Consider the following 19137-nt stretch of genomic DNA (forward strand, 5'->3'; position numbering starts at 1 on the left):
AATTGCACCGTTTTTTTTTGTGTTTGTGCTATACCAAGGGAAAGCCGTAATTTGCAAAAGAAACTGACCATCATGAGCAATAACTACGCCCGCCGCGGGGTATCTTCAGCCAAAGAAGATGTGCATTTTGCCATCCGCCACCTGAATAAAGGATTGTATCCCAATGCTTTCTGTAAAGTCATACCCGATATGGCCGGCAATGATCCCGAATGGTGCAATATTATGCATGCAGACGGTGCCGGTACCAAATCTTCGTTGGCATATCTATACTGGAAAGAAACCGGTGATATGTCTGTGTGGCGGGGAATAGCGCAGGATGCCATTGTGATGAACCTCGACGATATGCTTTGTGCCGGAGCGACAAACCATTTTCTGTTCTCCAATACGATTGGCCGGAATAAATTTGTCATTCCCGGTGAAGTGCTCTCAGAAGTGATTGCGGGGATGGAAGAATGTTTTGATATGCTTCGAAACTATGGCATCGAAGTGGAAAATACCGGTGGAGAAACCGCAGATGTTGGCGACCTGGTAAAAACCCTTGTACATGACGCTACGGCTTTTTGCCGTTTGCCCAGAAAAGAAGTGGTGAGCAATGAACAGATACAGGCGGGGGATGTGATCGTAGGGCTGGCAAGTTTTGGGAAGGCCGTTTATGAAAAAGAATACAACAGTGGAATCGGCAGCAATGGCCTGACCAATGCCCGGCACGACGTGCTGAAAAAAGAATATGCTGCCCGATATCCGGAGTCCTACGATGCAGCGGTTCCCGCAGATCTGGTTTACTCCGGAAAATATCTACTTACAGACACTGTAGAAGATGCGCCATTACCAGTAGGAAAACTCCTGTTGAGTCCTACGCGTACTTATCTTCCTGTCATGAAGGAAGTCCTGGAAAAACACAGGGAGTCTGTTCACGGACTGATTCACTGCACAGGAGGAGGCCAGACAAAGTGTATGAAGTTTGTGGAAGGTCTCCACATTATCAAGGATAATCTTTTCCCGCTTCCACCGGTATTTCGCATCATTCAGGAATCCTCGGGGGCTTCCCTGAAGGAAATGTACCAGGTACTGAATATGGGGCACAGACTGGAGATCTATACAGACAAAAAAACAGCGGCTGCCATTATTGAAATAGCAGCCACTTATGGGATTGAAGGACAGATTATCGGAAGATGTGAAGCTGCCGAAACCAATCGCCTCACGGTAAATGATATATCGTTCTAGCCTTTTTCGGTAATGTTGTCAAGCTCGATTTTTGCAGCGGGTTTGTAGGGCCCATAAAGCGCATTTTTAAAAGCTTCGCGCGCTTTTTCCAGATCAGAAGCCTTTTTCGCAGCCATTCCTAACATAAAGCTGTATTTGGCTTTGGCTTTGGTATCAACACCTGAGGCCAGAAGTTTTTCCAGCGTATCGATTGCTTCGCGGAAGCGGCCGGAATCATATTCGGCTTTGGCTTTCAGATAATAAAGTGAGCCAGCCGTTTTGGGATCAGCCTGCATAGCTTTTTCGATAGAGGCTAATGCGTTGTAACTATCGTTGTTATTGAGCTGAAGGGTGGCAACAAGTTTGTACATCTGCGCCTTTTTCTCCGGTACCTTTTCAAAGTCGATCGCTTTCTGGTAATTTTCGATGGCGCGGGCAGTATTTCCTTTTTTGCCCTCAATTTTGCCTTTCAAAACAAAAGCGCTGGAAAAATCGCGTTGCAGATCCAATGCCTTTGATATATAATTTTCACTTTCGGTGTATTCACCGTTGAGGTAATAACTTACAGCTATTTTGTAATAGTACACGTGATTGGTTGTCAGCATCTGCTGAGCAATCAGGTCTTTGTAAGGGCCAAAATTGGCTTTGCTCCATGCGTTTCTGGCACCGGCATTGTCGCCGATTTTCGTGAGGGCAAGTCCCAGACCATAGTAGTATTTGGCTTTTTCGGCAGGAGAAGCGGATTTGAGACGGTCTGATTCCAGCGCACGCTCATAATTGCGGCGGGCAGCGTCCCAGTTGCTGTCCAACATATTGATTTCTGCACTGTAGTAGAGAATATTCGGATTGTTGGGGTCAATCGAATTGGCATCATCGATATGTTTTTTGGCATCAGATACGCGGTTTTCCTTCAGGAGAAGATTGACGAGGAGTAATTGGTATTGAACCTTACGCCCGGCATCACTTTCATAGCGGGCCGCTTCCTCGTAATAGTAAATGGCATTGCTATAATCCTTCTCGTTTTTAAAAATTTTGGCCAGCAGGGAATAAGCCGGGGTAAAATTTTTCTTGTAGGAAACCGTGCTTTTGAAGGACTCTTTCGCTGCTTCGAAGTCCTTATTTTTATACTCACATTTCCCTCTCTGGAAATAATACTTATAGTTTGACGGCTCCAATCTTATCGCCTCATTGTACTGATTGATCGCTTCATCGCACTTGTTCTGCTTCCTAAAGTTTTCCGCTGCAAGAAAGGCGTTTCTCCCAGGCCCCTGTGCAAGCGTAAAAACAGGCGCCATCACGAATAGTAATGCCGCAAATAGTAGGTAAATAACAGTTTTATTCATGGAATTACGGATATGTATGATTCAGTAAAGGTTGGGTTTCATTGTTTGTATCAAAGATATTGATTTTAGCCGATTTCCCCTAAATTACAGAAAAAACCCGGTAAAGTAAATTACTTATTATAAGATCATTACTGTTTGACCAAATGGATATTGCGGAGTAAATTGCGTTCAAATTTTTGATGATCTGTTACCTTTTGTTATGAATTTTATTGAAGAACTCACCTGGAGAGGATTGTTGCATCAGTCCATCCCCGGCACAGAAGACTATCTACAAACGCATAAAGTTGCAGGATATTTGGGCGTGGATCCAACAGCTGATTCCATGCATATCGGAAATCTGGTGTCAGTCATGCTGTTGGTTCACCTTCAACGTGCCGGGCACACTCCTTATGCACTGGTCGGAGGTGCTACGGGCATGGTGGGAGATCCCTCTGGCAAAGACAAGGAAAGACAACTTCTTTCGGAGGAGCAGATTCGTTACAATGCGGAATGTATCCGGAAACAACTGGAAAACTTTCTCGATTTCACCGACGTTCCTAACCCGGCCCGTATGGTCAATAACTACGATTGGTTTAAGGAATTTTCGTTTCTGGGTTTTTTGCGCGATGTGGGTAAACATATTACCATCAATTATATGATGAGTAAAGATTCCGTAAAAAAGCGACTGGAGGGAGAATCGGGGATATCTTATACTGAATTTGCCTACCAGATGCTTCAGGGATATGATTTTTACCATTTGTATAAAAATCACGGGGTCAAAATTCAGGTGGGAGGCTCTGACCAGTGGGGAAATATTACGACGGGAACCGAACTGGTCCGCCGCATGCTGGGGCCGGAAGAAAAAGCCTATGCAGCGGTGTGTCCGCTGCTGACTGCTGCCGATGGCAGCAAACTCGGCAAAACTGCCGGTGGGGATAATATCTGGCTTTCTCCCGAACGTACCTCGCCTTACCAGTTTTACCAATACTGGATGCAAGCTTCCGATGTCGATGCGGAAAAGTATATCCGGATTTTTACACTCAAAAATCAGGCTGAAATTGAAGCTATTGTCGCTGACCACGCCCTGGCTCCCCATACCAGAATCCTGCACAAAGCCCTCGCCGATGATGTAACCCGACGGGTACATGGTGAAGCCGGACTGGCTTCTGCTACCAAACTTACCGACTTCCTCTTTGGAAAAAATGCCGATAACCGGGATGCGCTGGCCGCACTTTCCCGCGCAGACTGGACGGACGTAGCCAAAGTCTCTGAAACTAAAACGCTGTCCCGGTCTATGTTTGATGGGGAAATCGGAATTCTTGATCTTCTCGTCTCACTTGAAATCGCCTCATCCAAAGGAGACGCCCGCCGGTCTGTGGAAAAAGATAAATCTGTGAAAATCAATCAGGAACTATGCGAATCTCCTGACCAGAATATCCGCGCCGAGGATTTCTTTTTTGGAACATTCCTCCATATTCAAAAAGGTAAAAAGAATAAGTATATTGTTGAGCTTGTATGATGAAACACACTTACAGAATATTACCTGCGTTCTCGCCTGTGTCTTTGCTGACAGGGATTGCCGGGCTATTTCTCTGTATGTGCTGGGGCGGTGCCAATGCCCAGAATTTGTATATCTCCAAGTTTATTCCCACTAACCCGCTAAACCGGCAAAATGCGGATCACAGGGTTGAACTTTTCTATGAAGGGAAAAAAGATTATCTGGATCTTTCGGGATATGTGCTGGTAACCCGCCACTATATTCTCCGCTTGCCCAATAATACTTTTATTGGGCCGATGAGTGCACTCCGCCTCGGAAGTGTTTCCAACGAGTCAAATAAGGATCTTGACCTGGAGTACAACTACCAACGCGATTTCGCTCCCCGTGTGACAGAGGGAACAGATGAGGGTGATTTTGCCGTGCTGTATGACCCCAACCGAAATATTGTGGATGCTTTTTATTTTGGCCCGCAAAAAACTGTTTCCTTTCTCCCTTCACGCGCCTCTCTTAAAACCTACAGGGAGAATATTGAAGTCTCTATTCCCGATGAAGAGGATAGCCGCTGGTCATATCTGCAGAATCCTGAAGATCCTGCGATGGCTTTTATTTGTATAAACCATTTTTGGCACCCTACTTCCCGAAGATCCAATATCTTTCCTGCTGCCCGCTACCGGTTCCTTCAGGCAAAGTATGTAGATGGAATTGTTACAGTAAAATGGAAGACTCTTTTTGAAAATGATTGTTATGTCCATACTGTCGAAAGAAGTACGGACGGAAATACGTTTGAAGTGCTTGAAAAACTTCGCGGCCCGGTCAATAGTTCGCAGCCGTTTGACTATACTTATTATGATGCTGTTGTCGAAAAAAACAGGGTCTATTATTATCGGATCGCCAATATTGATAAGTTTGGTAATGTCGTGCAATCCAGCCTGACCAAAATCCGTACAGAAGAAAACCCCGGCGGGTTTACCTTCGATATTCTCCCCGCAGATAAACATACCATTGCTTCCCTCAATGTCCGTTTCTCTGCAAAAGAAAGCCAGACCGTGCGGATAAAATTGCTCGACGAACAATTACGTGAAATAGCTAATCTCTATCAGGGTTCTATTGAAGCGGGAAAACAAAATCTGCTTAACTATACCAAACCCCTTCCTGTCGGGAAATATTTTGTGGTCGTTTCCACAGACCAAAGGCGATATTATGAGCCGTTTGTTGTTCATTGACGAAACCCGATCTATCCTGTCCCGTATATCTACCTTTCCCCTCAAATAACACGCTGCACCACTTGCAGTACACCTGTTTCCCTGAATGTATAAACATCTCAGGGCCTGACCTTTTGAATTATTTGTTATCGAAAAAAATTTACACGGGCAATGACTGCTTCGATCAAAAACCTGTTTCGCGCCCTCGACCGGTACAAATGGCAGTACCTGGTCTCGGCTCTGTTGCTGATTCTCTCGATTGTATTCCGGAGTTTCGAGCCAAAAATCCTTCAAATTGCCATTGATGGGGTAATTGCCCTGTATCAGGAAACGCCGGCTGCCAGTGAAGCAGTCAAAGATGGCGTATCTCTCTTTCTCTATAGGTTTTTACCCGCGGTGAGTGAGCACAATATCTCGAAACTGCTCCTCGCATTGGCGCTTATGTATATTGCCATTTCTGTTCTTCGCGGCGGGTTTTTGTTTGCAGCTGACGTCATCAGGTCGTGGTGTGCCGAGAATATCTCAAAAAAAATGAGAGATCGCGCATTTGCCCATATCCAGAAGTTGCCATTGAGCTATTTCTCACGGATTACCAGAGGCGAGCTGATTCAACGATGTACCGGCGATATTGATACGATCAAAGGATTTTTAAAGGACCAGATTATCGAAATTATCCGCGTACTGGCCATTTTTATATTTTCATTCTGGATGATGGCGCTGGTGAATATACAGTATGCATGGATCAGCATTTGCCTTACTCCATTGATCGGGATCTCTGCTTACTGGTTTTTTCGCAAGGAAAAAGCCGTGTGGCGGCTTCATGAAGCCGAATCGGACAAACTCAGCGACATGGTTCAGGAAAACCTGAACGGTATCCGCCTGGTAGCCGCTTTTGCAAATGAAAACCACGAAATCGAAAGATTTCGGGAGCAAAATATACGAAAACGAAGTATGGGTTTTCAGCATAACAAGATCCATGCGATTTTTTGGCCGGTTTCAGATTTGCTCGGATTTACTCAGATTGCGGTATCTATTTTGGCAGGAGGGATTTTTGTGGTTCGCGGGCAAATAACGGTAGGTGAACTGGTGAGCTTTTTCACTTATATATACATGGTTGCGTGGCCCATGCGCCAGTTGGGGAGAATTCTGTCCAACATGGGTATGGCTGTAGTAGCGATGGAGCGGATCTCGGAGATCATGACAGAAAGCGGAGAGCCGGAAGACGGAGATTCGGCTGCGAATATTAAAGGTGCGATTAGCTTCCGTAATGTCAGTTTCCGCTACAGGAAAGACGATCCATATGCTTTGCACAATGTCAGTTTTTCGATATCGGCAGGCGAAAAGGTGGCTATTATCGGTCCGACAGGTGCGGGCAAAACTTCGGTAACCCGCCTGCTGTTGCGACTGTTTGAACCAGAGGAAGGGGTAATTCTCCTTGACGGAAAACCCCTGAATACCTATTCGAGAAAATCTGTCCGGAAGAAAATAGGACTGGCGCTTCAGAAGGCATTCCTTTTTTCTATGACTATCAGGAAAAACATAACCTATACGAGCCCCAAAGCTGAAGAAGATCGCGTGGATGTGGTTGCCGGTATTGCTCAGGTGGCAGAAATCAGGGATATCTTCCCGCAGGGATATGAAACGCTGGTAGGAGAAAAAGGCGTAACACTTTCCGGGGGGCAGAAACAAAGAGTCGCTCTGGCAAGGACGCTTCTCCCGGAGCCGGAGGTGTTGATTCTGGACGATATTACTTCGGCAGTTGATACAGAGACCGAGCAGGAAATTTTCCAGGCGTTGAAAGGCGAACTTGCCGACAAGACGACCCTGATTGTTTCCCACCGGATTACCTCTATTCAGCAGGCCGACCGGATTTTGGTGTTTGACAAAGGACAGATTATTCAGGAAGGTACACCTTCTGAGCTGGAGAAAATCCCGGGATATTATCAGGAGATTTTCCAGTTACAATCTTCCCTGGAAGAAGAAATCAGTAAAACCTGAGACAGGCCGTACTGATAGCGAATGATGGTTGAATTATTTACACAAGTTGGTATGTCATCACATATATTTCATGGAGAGAAGCAGGAGGCGGAGCGAAAGCAGGCGTTATGGCCGTTTCTCCGGCGGGTATTTCTCATTAGTTTTCAATACAAAAAATGGTTTTGGCTGGTTGCGGCAGGGTCTGCTGCAACCGCTATTGCCGACGGCATCGTTCCCCTGATCTGGCTCAGGTATATCGACGAAGTCATTACACCGGCGATGGAGACCTTCCGCGAAAGCGGAACGGCTGACTGGACTTCGGTCTATCGGTTTGCGATGATTTTTCCGATCGTTTTTGTCTTGCAGGCCTGCGCTATCGGTGCTTTTATTCTGGCTGCCGGTAGATTAAAGGAGAATGTGATTTTCGATCTGCGCGAACAAATGTTTCATAAACTCCAACATTTGTCTTACAGCTTTTACGACAAAGCTTCTATCGGCAATCTCTCCATACGCCTGACTTCAGACGTAAACCGGGTAGCTCAGGTAATTTCGTGGGGGTTTGTCGAATTGCTCTTTGGCCTGATGATGATCACCGTAAGCCTCACGGCCATGTTTTTGTACAACTGGCAGTTGAGCCTGATTGTCATGCTTTCTATTCCGGTGTTGCTGTTTCTGTCGATCAAAGTTCGGGGCCTCCTGATTGGGTATTCACGGAAAGCGCGCAAAGCCTATAGCCAAATGGCTGCTTATCTGACCGAACATATCAACGGCCTGGAAGTCAATAAGACAACCGTACAGGAAGAGCAGGCAACGGAAGACTTTCATGAAGTGACCGAAGAGTTGCGCGATGCAGCTTATAAGTCTTCTTTTTACGCATCGCTGTACTTTCCGATCGTAGTTGTAACGGGTTCTGTATCAGCGGCATTGGTTGTTTTTCTCGGTGGGAATATGGCCATTGCCAGTGCTACCGGTGTCACAATAGGTGTGCTGGCCGCTTTCTTTAGTTACGCCAGGATGATTTTTGAGCCTATTTTTGATATTACCAAGTTTTATGCAACAGCACAGGATAGTCTTTCGGCGGGAGAACGGATATTCAATCTGATAGATGAGCCGGTCGAAATCAAAGACCGTGAAGGCCTTGAATCTTTTGGCGAAATCAAAGGCGAGATTCAATTCGAAGGGGTTGACTTTGCCTACGTACGTGACGGGACGATGATTCTGAAAGATTTTGATCTTCATATTCCTGCCGGGCAGTCTGTAGCAATTGTTGGTGCTACAGGTAGTGGGAAAACGACAATCTCCAGCCTTGTGAGTCGTTTTTATGAGCCATTGGCGGGAAGTATTAAGATTGATGGAACTGACTACCGGGAACGACAGCTTCACAGTTATCGCCGGCAGTTAGGGATCATTCTTCAGACACCTCATTTGTTTTCCGGTACTTTCAGAGACAATCTTCGTTACGGAAAGCCTGAAGCGACAGATGAGGAAATTTCTGCTGCATTAAAACTGATTGGTGCAGAAGAATTTGCCAGCCGTCTGGATGAACAGGTGGGGGAAGAAGGCGGGAATCTTTCTTCGGGAGAAAAACAACTGATTTCCTTTGCCCGTACCTTGCTGAAAAAGCCGCGCATTCTCATCATGGACGAAGCCACATCTTCGGTGGATACCCTGGCAGAAATGCGTATTCAGCGCGGAATTGACAGCATGATCCGCGGTCGTACGGCGATCATTATTGCCCACAGGCTTTCTACGATCCGCAACTGCGACCGGATCCTCGTGATTGCCAAGGGCAAAATCATTGAAGACGGAAGCCACGATGAACTGATTTCCAGTCAGGGACACTATTATGGATTGTTTACCCGGCAGGCAAGAGAGAATTGATTTTCAATTCTCTCTTTTATTTTTCGGAAGTTGGGAGAAACTTTGGGAAAATTCCTGTCCACTACTTAATATTTACGCATGAGACGAAACGCTTTTACTATGAAGCTCAAGCCTGGCTTCGCAGAAGAATACAAAAAAAGGCATGACGAAATATGGCCGGAACTGAGCAGATTTCTTTCAGAATCAGGCATTTCGGACTATTCTATTTTTCTGGATGAAGATTCGCTTACATTGTTTGCGGTGCAGATATTGGCTGATGATTTTGATGAGGAATCTATTCCCCGTCACCCGATCGTCAAAAAATGGTGGGCATATATGGCTGATATCATGGAAACAAACTATGACCATTCCCCGGTGACCATGCCATTAAAAGAAGTGTTTTATATGGCATAAGTGCCTGCCAGCAGCTAATCTGCCTCCTCCCGGATGTTTTCAATAAATTCTGTGGGAGTGACACCAAACTCCTTTTTAAAAGCGCGGGTAAAAGAGTTGGGCAAATCATAACCGACCATATAGCTGATCTCCGCGATGTTGAGTTTGTTCTGGCTTAGCAGGTCGCGAGCGCGTTTCATCCGGAATGATCGCAACATTTCCTGTGGTTTCATACCCGTAAGCTGTTTTACCTTTCTGATAAAGTGCATATGGCTCAGATTGACCATTTCGCACATTTTGTTGACGTTAAAACTGGCGTCTGAGAGGTTTTCTTCCATAATCTCAGACAGCAGCCCCAGAAGTTTTTCATCAGAAGAGGTCAGTAAAACCGGAGAAGGAGTCAGCTCAGGTACTACGGGTGGTGCTATTTCTGGTTCAACAGTCGGAACTGGTGCCTGTGGGTTTTCTGTGTCTGTTAATGTGCGGGTAGTGTCTGGATGAGAATATCGGTTCCAGATGGTTATTCTGAATATAAAAATAAGGAAAACAAATAGAAGGAAGACCGTGAGAAAAACAGCCCAGTTTTGTTGCCAGAGCGGAAGCGTTACCTGAAAATGTATTTTAGCAGGCGAAGGATCTACGTTCATATCAAAGTCTCTGGCTCTGACCTCAAGCGTGTATGAGCCTGTAGGAAGATTGGAGAAGGTGTGTGATGTTTCTCTGGTAAATGGAGACCATTCTTCCTGATTGAGTCTGTAGGAAAAGGCAAGCAGATGCGTAGGGGTGTTGAGCTGATAGTCTTCTCCTGCCCATTGAAATACCGGACTGCTCAGCGGCGATATTTTTGAGTTATGGGGTTGAATGGTAGTTTCGGGGTGCTTATTTTCAGGTGAATAACGATAGCTGATCACTTCATTAAAAATCCCGGCTGTATTTTTACTAAGTTTCAGTGCCCTTCTTTTCCATTCTCTGGGAGCTTTTGTAACCCAGATATTTCCATCATCGGTTCGCAAAATAGTCCCACCTTCCACCTGAATATTCATCTCATCAGGGAATAAACTACAGGTCCAATTTTTTCCATCAAATCTGCAAAGATTATCTTCCGTCACAGCCCAAAAAGCTGAATCAGATTCTACAAAAACACTGATAATGGTATTACTGGTAAGTCCGGAGTCGATATTATAGTTGTTCCAGGTAGTTCCATCATACGTAAAAACGCCATACAGACGAGTACCGACAACCAGAAACCCATCTTTACTGTGGAGGGAATTAATATAAGATTGCAGGCGGGTATCTGCCGGAAGTGTCCATCTTTTTCCATCAAAGCCAAATAGGTTACTGCCTCCCAGCCAGATTTGTCCATCTTTGGACTGGGCAATGCCATAGGCGTTGGATTGGGTAAGTCCATTGGCATTTCCCGGGTGAAAAACCCATTGCAGCGGGCGTAACTGGGGATTCAGCAGTTGGATGGCACCCCCTCGATGGCCTTGAGCCGAGACTCTGTCAACGCTACTTCCAAACCAAAGCGAGCCATCTTCAGCTTCAAACATTGCGCGGTAGTCGATTCCCCACGAAAGTTTGGGATGCGTTTCCTGATGCCAGTGTCCAGATTCAAACAATGCCGTTGCGGCCACGCCTTTATCAGAACCTCCGGCCCAAATCTGGCCATTGCGGGTAACGATCAGTTTTACGGGTGCATCCATAAGACCTGAGGTAGTATCCCAGGATGTCCAGATGCCATCTTTTTCTGTGACTACTCTCCCGTCAGCCTCGATAAACCATTGTTTTCCGTCGGGTGTCAGGCATTGAAAATTGAGCCTCGGAAATGTAGCCCACCGGTCAGCGGAATAATCAATTCTATTTACCCTTGACTTAATGCCGAAAACCCAAAAATTTCGTTTTCCTGAAAAAAACTTAATCCTGTTGGCAGGCACATGGTACTGAGGTGCTTTGAAAGTATACCAATGATTATTTTTGAATGCATAAACCTTCCCAATAGCCCCAAACCAAATGGTTCCATCTTCAGTTTCCGCAATATCTGTGGTAAATTCATCTCCGCCAACTTCATCGCTCAAGCGAATATGTTTCCAGGTTTTTCCATCAAAGACGCTGATACCCAGATTAAACGAGCCATTGATGATCCATATTTTTCCATCGCGGGACTGGATGATTTTTTGTTCCGGTCCGACAGGGAAATCAGGCGTAGAATGAAATATCTGATATTCTTCGATCAGAGGTTGAGGGGTAGCGGACGGCCGAAATCGCAGAATTTTTCCTTCATTTCCCTCCCAGTTAGCTGCAAACCATAATGTACCATCTGCCGCTTCCAATACATGTGAAATCAGGAGCGAATCTCTCCCTTGTAACAGGGATTCGGGTAAATCAACCCAATGCGTATAAGTTAATTGTTGCTCCAGCCGTTTTCTTACGGATGACGCAGAGTAGAAAACCATTTCCGGAGAATCTTCGGCAGAAAGTTGAATCACACCTGCATTTGTAGCTGCCATGATTCCATTTTTGGAAGTAGCGGTTATGCTCCGGATCGTAATACCCCATGAAGTTTTCAGCGAGAAAAAGGGTTTCCAAGCGCAGCCTCTGTAGCGAAAAACATCATGAGGCGTTGCCGCATAGAGTGTGCCGTCTGAGGAGGCCGTAATTTCTATGATCTGATCTGTTAGAGAGGGGAGGTGAGTGGTCCAGGTATAGCCGTCGTATTCCTTGATCCCATCGTCAGTGGAAACCCACAAGGTGCCATTACTGTCTTCAAAGATTGCCTGTACGCCACTGCCTTCAAGCGCGTCAATGTTTTTCCATCGCCATGACTCGGTAAAAGGATAAGCATACTCAGGGGTGTAGGGCTTTTGACCAGTCAAAAGCCCTATATTCATCAAAAAGACAGATATGCCTGCTAAAAGATATTGCCATTCCTTAACATAAAAGTCTAGCACGGCAGAAGTAGTTTGGAAGTTTGAGTTTCTTTATGAAAATACATAACGAGCCCCAAAATACAAACTTCTATAGTTTGCCGGAAGTGAAAATTTGGAGAGAATATGCTAACTTTTATTCGGCAACATATCCAGATCGGAAACTACTGAACCCGGTACCAGTATTGGGTACGACCGATAAGGGAAAAACCAAGATAGCCTCTCAGTTTGAGTTTGTCTTTTTCTATGAGGTCAATATAACAACTGTAAACGCTGCCATTTTTGGGGTCAAGGATTTCTCCATTTTCCCAGACATTGCCTTTGCCTTTTTCGAGTCCTTCAAGGATAACCATTCCCATTACTCTTTTGTTGTAACGTGGGTCATCTTTGTCGCACTCATCACAGATAGGGTCCTGTTCTTCATTGGGTTTGCGGAAAAGCTGGATGACTTTTCCATAGAGTTTTCCATCTTTTTCAAAAATTTCGACGATAGATTTCTGGTCTCCGGTTTCATCATCGATGGTTTTCCATTTACCTACAGGAGACTGAGCTTTTAGCCCTGCAGAGGCGAGGAAAATGAATAAAAGAGAGATCGTTATTTTCTGTGCGAGTTTCATAGAATTGATTTTAGCGGAAAATTACGTAAAATTTACTACAACGTAAACGAAGTCATCTTTACATTGTTTGGTTTTGAAGATCATACAGTTATGTAGGATTCATCCTGCCTGCAGGTATGTGGCAGACACCGCATCACCAAAATCTTTTGTATCTTTTCCGCGAAACTTGCGTACCAAACACGCACAAGGCAGATACAAAAAATTGATAGCTAAATACTTATGCGAAAATTTCTTGCTTTATCTGTTATTTTAATTCTCCTGTATCAGGGGCGGGCCATGATTCGGTGGTTTTTTTCAGAAACACCTACCAATGAAACTTCTGTCATCCTTCCCGCAAAGGAATCCCCGCAGATCGTTGAAACCCCGCCAGCAACAATGGATGCACCATTGCCAGAACCTGTACCCCTGCCAGAACCTGTACCCCTGCCAGAACCTGTACCCCTGCCAGAACCGAAGGTGGTGAAAAAGCGGGTTAATACAGAAAAGTTGATCGATTTTGCCCGTGAACTCGAAGGCAGTTCCTACCTGGCTGGTGGGATAACTCCCGAAGGTTTTGATTGCTCAGGATTTGTAAGCTATGTATATAAGGAGGCGGGCATGAATCTTCCCCGATCCAGTAGCGAAATGGCCATGTATGGGCGGCGAATTGACCGGCAGGATGTAAAGCCCGGCGATCTTCTGTTTTTTGCCGGTACGAATTCACAAAGCGGAGAAATCGGGCATGTAGCCCTGGTGTCAGGAAAAAAAGGGAAAAATATATTTATTATTCACGCGACCAACCGGGGGGTAGTGACAGACAACTTGTTGCAAATGAAATACTACCGTGAAAGGTATATCACGGCAAGCAGACCCTATGAATGGGAAGAGTAGAAAATGTTTTTGCAACCTCATAAAGGATGCGTATGTTTATATTCCTTTTGATCTTTTACATGATCTCATCCAGAGATATGAATAAATATCCTGCATGAATACCTAACTGTTTTTGAAACTAACAGGAACGTAATTAGAGATTTGCTCAAGGTGGCAAGGGCGGGCCTCAGCCGTTGACTTGTCCGGCTTCCCTCGGGACGGAGGATTACCGAAACACTATGGCTTCTCTAGGCATGTCATATAGGGGTTTCACAAAACTCCTGGTATTTGTGCGGGGTTTTTTTGTTTTCACCAAACATTTTCCTTGCTTCGCGGTTAGTTACACCTGTAACTATAACTATGCATCCCGAATTCGATTTTGAACAATCCATCGCACCACTTGTCGGTAAAACTGCCGGCATATTGGCGCATGTCATGACGGAGCGATTTCGGCAAGCCGGATATGAAATCTCTATTGAGCACTGGATTGTGCTTGTGCATCTCTGGCGCAGGGATGGCCGCAACCAGCAGGAGCTGGCCGGCATGTCTGGAAGACATAAAACCGCAATTACCCGTGCGATAAACTGGCTGGAAGAACGCGATTTTGTGGTCAGAATTCCCGATAAAGCTGATCGGCGAAATAATCTCATTTACCTCACATTTAAAGGAAAAAATCTGAAAGAAATTCTTTTCCCCTGTGCTATCGACACGATGGAGGAAGCAACACGTGGCATTTCATCAGAAGATCTTGACCATTGCAAAAGCGTACTGAAGATGATTCAGGAAAATATGCTAAAGTATGGTTGTTGATATGTTGATTAGTTTCTATTGAAACGGTATCATATGTAACCATTAAATCTAACCATTATTCAGAACGAATTTACTCCTTATATACCATGTCATTAAGAAAAACACTGATCAGTATTGGGGTTGCGATTGCATTCCTCGTGCTTGCCGGAAGTATTGCCGGAAGGATTTCAGCCTCCAAAGAGCCTGTTCCCCGGGTGGAATCGGGCCCCAAAGCTAAAACAGTCAAAGGCCGTAAGGTTGCCAATGCGACTAGTGGGTCTATCGTAGAAATTACCGGAAGACTCGCTGCCCGTGAAAAAATTGATGTATTTTCTGAAGTAGGCGGTATTCTCAAACCCGAAAGCAGCCGCTTTAAAGAAGGCAACTTCTTTCAGAAGGGAAGTCCTCTGATCGTCATCGACGATCAGGAGCAGCGTCTGACGCTGCTGGCGCAAAAAAGTAGCCTGATGAACCAGATTACCCTGATGCTGCCGGATATGAAAACAGATTTTCCCGCAAGTTTTCCCAATTGGGAAAATTATCTGGCTTCTTTTGATCCGGATAAATCGCTCCCACCATTTCCTTCCGCTGGCAGCGACCAGGAGAAGTATTATCTCTCTGCCCGCAATCTCTACAATCTCTATTATTCGATCAAAGGTCAGGAGACCCGCCTGGCAAAATATGTAATCCACGCGCCCTTCAGTGGGAAAGTGTCTGAATCTCAGATTACCGAAGGTACGCTTGTGCGTGTCGGACAAAAGCTCGGCGCATTCTTTAATCCTGCTTCTTATGAACTTGAAGCCGCCGTAAATCTCGAAGACCTGGAGTTTATGCGTATCGGCGATCAGGTCGATCTTTACTCCAATGATATAGAAGGAAAATGGAAAGGCGTAGTGCGGCGAATCAGTGATGTCATTGATCCTAATACGCAAACTGCCACGGTATTTATCGCAACTTCCGGCAAAGAACTGAAAGAAGGTATGTACCTCAATGCCAAAGTAAAAGGTCGTCAACTGGAAAATATAGTAGAACTTTCGCGAAATCTTCTCGAAGATGGTAACCATATTTTTGTGATCGCTAATGGGCAGCTGAAACTTTTTCCGGTTACTCCAGTGAAATTTTCATCCGATATCGTGCTGGTAAGAGGCATTCCCGATGGAACCGAAATCCTTGACGAAGTAGTCATCGGTGCTTATGAAGGAATGACAGTGGCAACCTATTAATCCCCATACATGGAAAACCTGATAAAATATTTCATCAAATACCCCATTGCGGGTAATATGATGCTGGTGCTGCTATCCGTATTCGGGATATTCGGCCTGATGAATATGCGCACTACCTTTTTCCCCGAAAATGACCTCCGCAATATCGTCGTAACAACCGTATTGCCCGGAGCCTCGCCGGAAGAAATTGAAGAAGGGATTGTCGCAAAAATCGAAGATGAACTCAAAGGCCTTTCCGGTGTGAAGAGAGTTACCTCTACTTCATCCGAAAATACCGGTACGGTGCTCGTCGAAATTGAGCGGGGATTTGATATGGATCTCCTGCTCCAGGACGTAAAAAATGCTGTGGATCGGATTAATTCTTTCCCCGGCAATATGGAACCGCCCATTGTTTCTAAGCTGGAATCTCTTACGCTTGCGCTCAATTTTGCTATCTCCGGTGACACAGATATCAAAACACTCAAGCAGTTTGCCCGCAAAGTTGAAAAAGACTTGCTCGCAGTTGACGGGATTTCGAAAATAAAACTTAGCGGTTTTCCCGAAGAAGAACTCGTGATCAATGTAAGGGAAAATGATCTTCGAAAATACAATCTCACCTTCAATCAGATTCTTCGTGCTGTACAAGGGGCCAACCTTGACCTTAGCGGGGGTACAATCAAAGGCGACGAGGAAGAAGTCCTGATCAGGAGCCGGGAGAAAAAATATTATGCTGAAGACATTCAGGATATCGTAGTGGCAGCTACCCCTCAGGGACAAAAACTCACGCTCAAAGAAGTGGCAGATATCCACGATAGTTGGGCGGAGACACCCAGCCAGGCGTATGTAAATGGCAAGAGAGCCATTATCATGGAAGTCAATAATACCACCAGTGAAAGCTTGTTGTTTATTGCCGATAATATTAAAAGCTATATCGAGAAATTTAATCAGGAAAACGATATCGTAAAAGCGGTGGTAATTGTAGATGGATCTGTTACCCTGAACGAACGTATCGACCTTTTGACCAGCAATGGTGTGCTGGGTTTTGTCATGGTACTGATTCTTTTAGCGATGTTTTTGCAGATTCGGCTGGCATTTTGGGTCGCTCTCTCCATCCCGGTATCTTTCCTCGGAATGTTTGTATTTGGCCCCTTTATCGGCCTGAGCATCAATGCGATTTCTCTGTTTGGAATGATTCTCGTCATCGGGATTCTGGTGGATGACGGGATCGTAATCAGCGAGAATATTTACCGGCAGTGGGAGAATGGAAAACAGCCCTTACAAGCGGCCTTCGATGGCGCTGTGGAAGTATTGCCTGCTGTATTTTCTTCCATTATCACAACGATTGTTGCATTCAGCGGGTTTCTGTTTCTGCCGGGTGTGACAGGTGATTTTTTCTCCGATATTACCCTGGTCGTGATGATTACGCTGGGCATCTCACTTTTTGAAGCAGCGTTTGTATTGCCTGGGCATATTGGGCATTCGGAAGCACTGAAATGGAATTCGGGAACTCAATCTCAGGCACTGGCATTTTTCAGACCTGTTCAGGAACGGTTGTGGCAGTTTATGGACTGGATGCGTTCCAAATTGTATGCGCCGATATTGAGGTTTTTTATGACTTATACCTGGGCGGGGATCGGCATTTTTGTAGGTACCCTGATCATATCATTTAGCCTCGTAAGTGGAGGGCTGGTAAAAATCACGTTCTTCCCTGAAATTGAGTCTGACTTCATCTCGGCTTCGCTGAAAATGCCTTCAGGAACACCTGAGAAGGAGACGATGCGGTTATTGGATAAAATAGAAAAAGGTGTTTGGCAGGTAAATGAAAATCTGAAAAAAGAACAGCCCAATGGAGAAGATCTGATTGTCATTGTCAGTAAAACGCTGGGTATTTCCGGCGGTGGGCCCACCGCGGCCGGAGCAGGTACTTCTCCCGATGGAGAGTTACGTATCAATCTCCTTACTGCCGAACTTCGGAAGTTTACCAGCCGTCAGGTGGCAGATTCCATACGGAAAGTTGTCGGTCCGCTGTATGAAGCAGAAGAAGTTACTTATGGTGTTTCAACACCATTTGGTAAGGCATTTTCTATTGCAGTGATTGGCGACAACCTGAAAGAAGTGGAGGCCGCCGCTGATATGCTGAAAGCTGAAATGAATACAAACCCGGATATCAGAGACGTAACGGACAGTAACCGGGAAGGTCTTCGGGAAATCAATGTTACCCTCAAAGAAAAAGCCTATCTGCTCGGACTCACGCTTCAGGATGTGATCGGTCAGGTGCGTCAGGGCTTTTTTGGTGCAGAAGTACAGCGTCTCCAACGTGGACAAGACGAAGTCAAAGTCTGGGTAAGGTATGACCTCGCCGACAGGGGTTCTATCGGTGATCTCGAAGAAATGCGGATCAGAACGGCAACAGGTGCGGCATATCCGCTAAAAGAAGTTGCTAACCTGGAATCTAGCCGTGGGGTTATTTCTATCAAACGTATAGATGGCAGCCGCGAAATCCGTGTGGAGGCTGACCCTGCCGCAGTGGATGTTTCTACTACAGAAGTTACGCAGCAGATTCTAAATGAAATGATTCCCAAGGTGCAGGGCGAATTTCCTTCGGTACGGTTTTCCATGGAAGGTCAGTACCGGGAAAATGCAAAAACCGGGGAAGGTGCCGGGAAAGTATATCCCATCCTCTTTATCATTATGATTGCGATTATTCTGCTGACCTTCAGATCGGTTAATCAGACGATTGCTGTATTGTCAATTATTCCCTTTGGCCTGATCGGTGTTTTCTGGGGGCATTATCTGATGAATAAACCCTTTAGTATTATTTTCTCCGGTCTTGGGGTTCTGGCTCTGGTAGGTGTAATGGTAAATGACGCACTGGTTCTGGTGAGTGCCCATAATAACCTGATAAAGGAGGGTAAACCCTTTAGAGAAGCGCTTTATGAAGCGGCTATCTCAAGGTTTCGTCCGATTTTCCTTACCTCCATCACTACCATTGCGGGTCTGGGACCTTTGATTGTGGAAAAAAGTTTCCAGGCACAGTTCCTTATCCCGATGGCGGTTTCAATCGCTTTTGGGCTGGCTGCCTCTACCGTGGTAATTCTGCTGGTATTACCCTCTATTTTGATCCTGTTCAACCAATATAAGGTGAATCTGGTGTGGTTGTGGGAAGGCGAAAAACCAGATGAAACTTCTGTAGAGCCTGCCCTCGATGACCGTAAATATTACCTGGGCCTCTGGGTACTCATTCCCGGTGCGGTAGTCGCATTATTTGTTGGCCTGAAATATCTTTTCTCCTGATTTAAGA

13 protein-coding genes are annotated in these 19137 nt (G+C 45.5%); 10 read left to right on the forward strand and 3 right to left on the reverse strand.

Annotated elements, in window-relative coordinates; all coding sequences use genetic code 11:
• Positions 1–72 precede the first annotated feature (72 nt).
• On the forward strand, positions 73–1224 hold the full coding sequence (locus R3D00_04115) for an AIR synthase-related protein (protein MEZ4772345.1): 1152 nt from the start codon (positions 73–75) through the stop codon (positions 1222–1224).
• Here the strand turns inward: R3D00_04115 and R3D00_04120 are convergent.
• Positions 1221–2546: a tetratricopeptide repeat protein gene (locus tag R3D00_04120; protein MEZ4772346.1), complete on the reverse strand. Its 1326-nt coding sequence runs from the start codon at positions 2544–2546 to the stop codon at positions 1221–1223. The genes R3D00_04115 and R3D00_04120 overlap by 4 nt on opposite strands.
• A 199-nt stretch (positions 2547–2745) precedes the next feature.
• On the opposite strand from R3D00_04120, the gene tyrS reads away from it, so the two are divergent.
• The 5 genes from tyrS (at position 2746) to rhaM (ending at position 9476) form a co-directional block, all read left to right on the forward strand.
• Positions 2746–4044 carry a tyrosine--tRNA ligase gene (gene tyrS, locus R3D00_04125; protein MEZ4772347.1) on the forward strand — a complete coding sequence of 433 codons (1299 nt, stop codon included), beginning with the start codon at positions 2746–2748 and terminating at the stop codon, positions 4042–4044.
• Positions 4041–5246, forward strand: coding sequence for a hypothetical protein (locus R3D00_04130; GenBank protein ID MEZ4772348.1), 1206 nt, complete (start codon positions 4041–4043; stop codon positions 5244–5246). Before tyrS ends, R3D00_04130 begins: the two co-directional genes overlap by 4 nt.
• Positions 5247–5396: 150 nt before the next feature.
• A complete protein-coding gene (locus R3D00_04135; protein ID MEZ4772349.1) occupies positions 5397–7223 on the forward strand; it encodes an ABC transporter ATP-binding protein in 1827 nt (608 codons plus the stop codon).
• 51 nt (positions 7224–7274) lie between these two features.
• The gene (locus R3D00_04140; GenBank protein ID MEZ4772350.1) at positions 7275–9083 is read left to right on the forward strand and encodes an ABC transporter ATP-binding protein; all 1809 of its coding nucleotides are present in this window, start codon (positions 7275–7277) and stop codon (positions 9081–9083) included.
• Between the two features lie 78 nt (positions 9084–9161).
• A complete protein-coding gene (rhaM, locus tag R3D00_04145) occupies positions 9162–9476 on the forward strand; it encodes an L-rhamnose mutarotase (GenBank protein MEZ4772351.1) in 315 nt (104 codons plus the stop codon).
• A gap of 14 nt (positions 9477–9490) precedes the next feature.
• Here rhaM and R3D00_04150 read toward each other — a convergent pair whose 3' ends face one another.
• Entirely contained in the window at positions 9491–12403 is a 2913-nt protein-coding gene (locus R3D00_04150) for a helix-turn-helix domain-containing protein (GenBank protein ID MEZ4772352.1), read from the reverse strand.
• Positions 12404–12543: 140 nt separating this feature from the next.
• A complete protein-coding gene (locus tag R3D00_04155) occupies positions 12544–12996 on the reverse strand; it encodes a DUF2147 domain-containing protein (protein MEZ4772353.1) in 453 nt (150 codons plus the stop codon).
• A gap of 219 nt (positions 12997–13215) precedes the next feature.
• Between R3D00_04155 and R3D00_04160 the strand changes: the two genes are divergently transcribed.
• The 4 genes from R3D00_04160 (at position 13216) to R3D00_04175 (ending at position 19130) form a co-directional block, all read left to right on the forward strand.
• Positions 13216–13866 (forward strand): C40 family peptidase, encoded by a 651-nt coding sequence (locus R3D00_04160; GenBank protein ID MEZ4772354.1) that lies wholly within the window; start codon positions 13216–13218, stop codon positions 13864–13866.
• A 339-nt stretch (positions 13867–14205) separates the two neighbouring features.
• Positions 14206–14655, forward strand: coding sequence for a MarR family transcriptional regulator (locus R3D00_04165; protein ID MEZ4772355.1), 450 nt, complete (start codon positions 14206–14208; stop codon positions 14653–14655).
• Between the two features lie 86 nt (positions 14656–14741).
• Positions 14742–15857: an efflux RND transporter periplasmic adaptor subunit gene (locus R3D00_04170; protein MEZ4772356.1), complete on the forward strand. Its 1116-nt coding sequence runs from the start codon at positions 14742–14744 to the stop codon at positions 15855–15857.
• Between the two features lie 9 nt (positions 15858–15866).
• Positions 15867–19130, forward strand: a complete 3264-nt coding sequence (locus R3D00_04175; GenBank protein ID MEZ4772357.1) for an efflux RND transporter permease subunit — start codon at positions 15867–15869, stop codon at positions 19128–19130.
• Positions 19131–19137 lie beyond the last annotated feature (7 nt).

It is taken from the genome of Bacteroidia bacterium (assembly GCA_041391665.1).
Lineage (GTDB): Bacteria > Bacteroidota > Bacteroidia > J057 > J057 > JAGQVA01.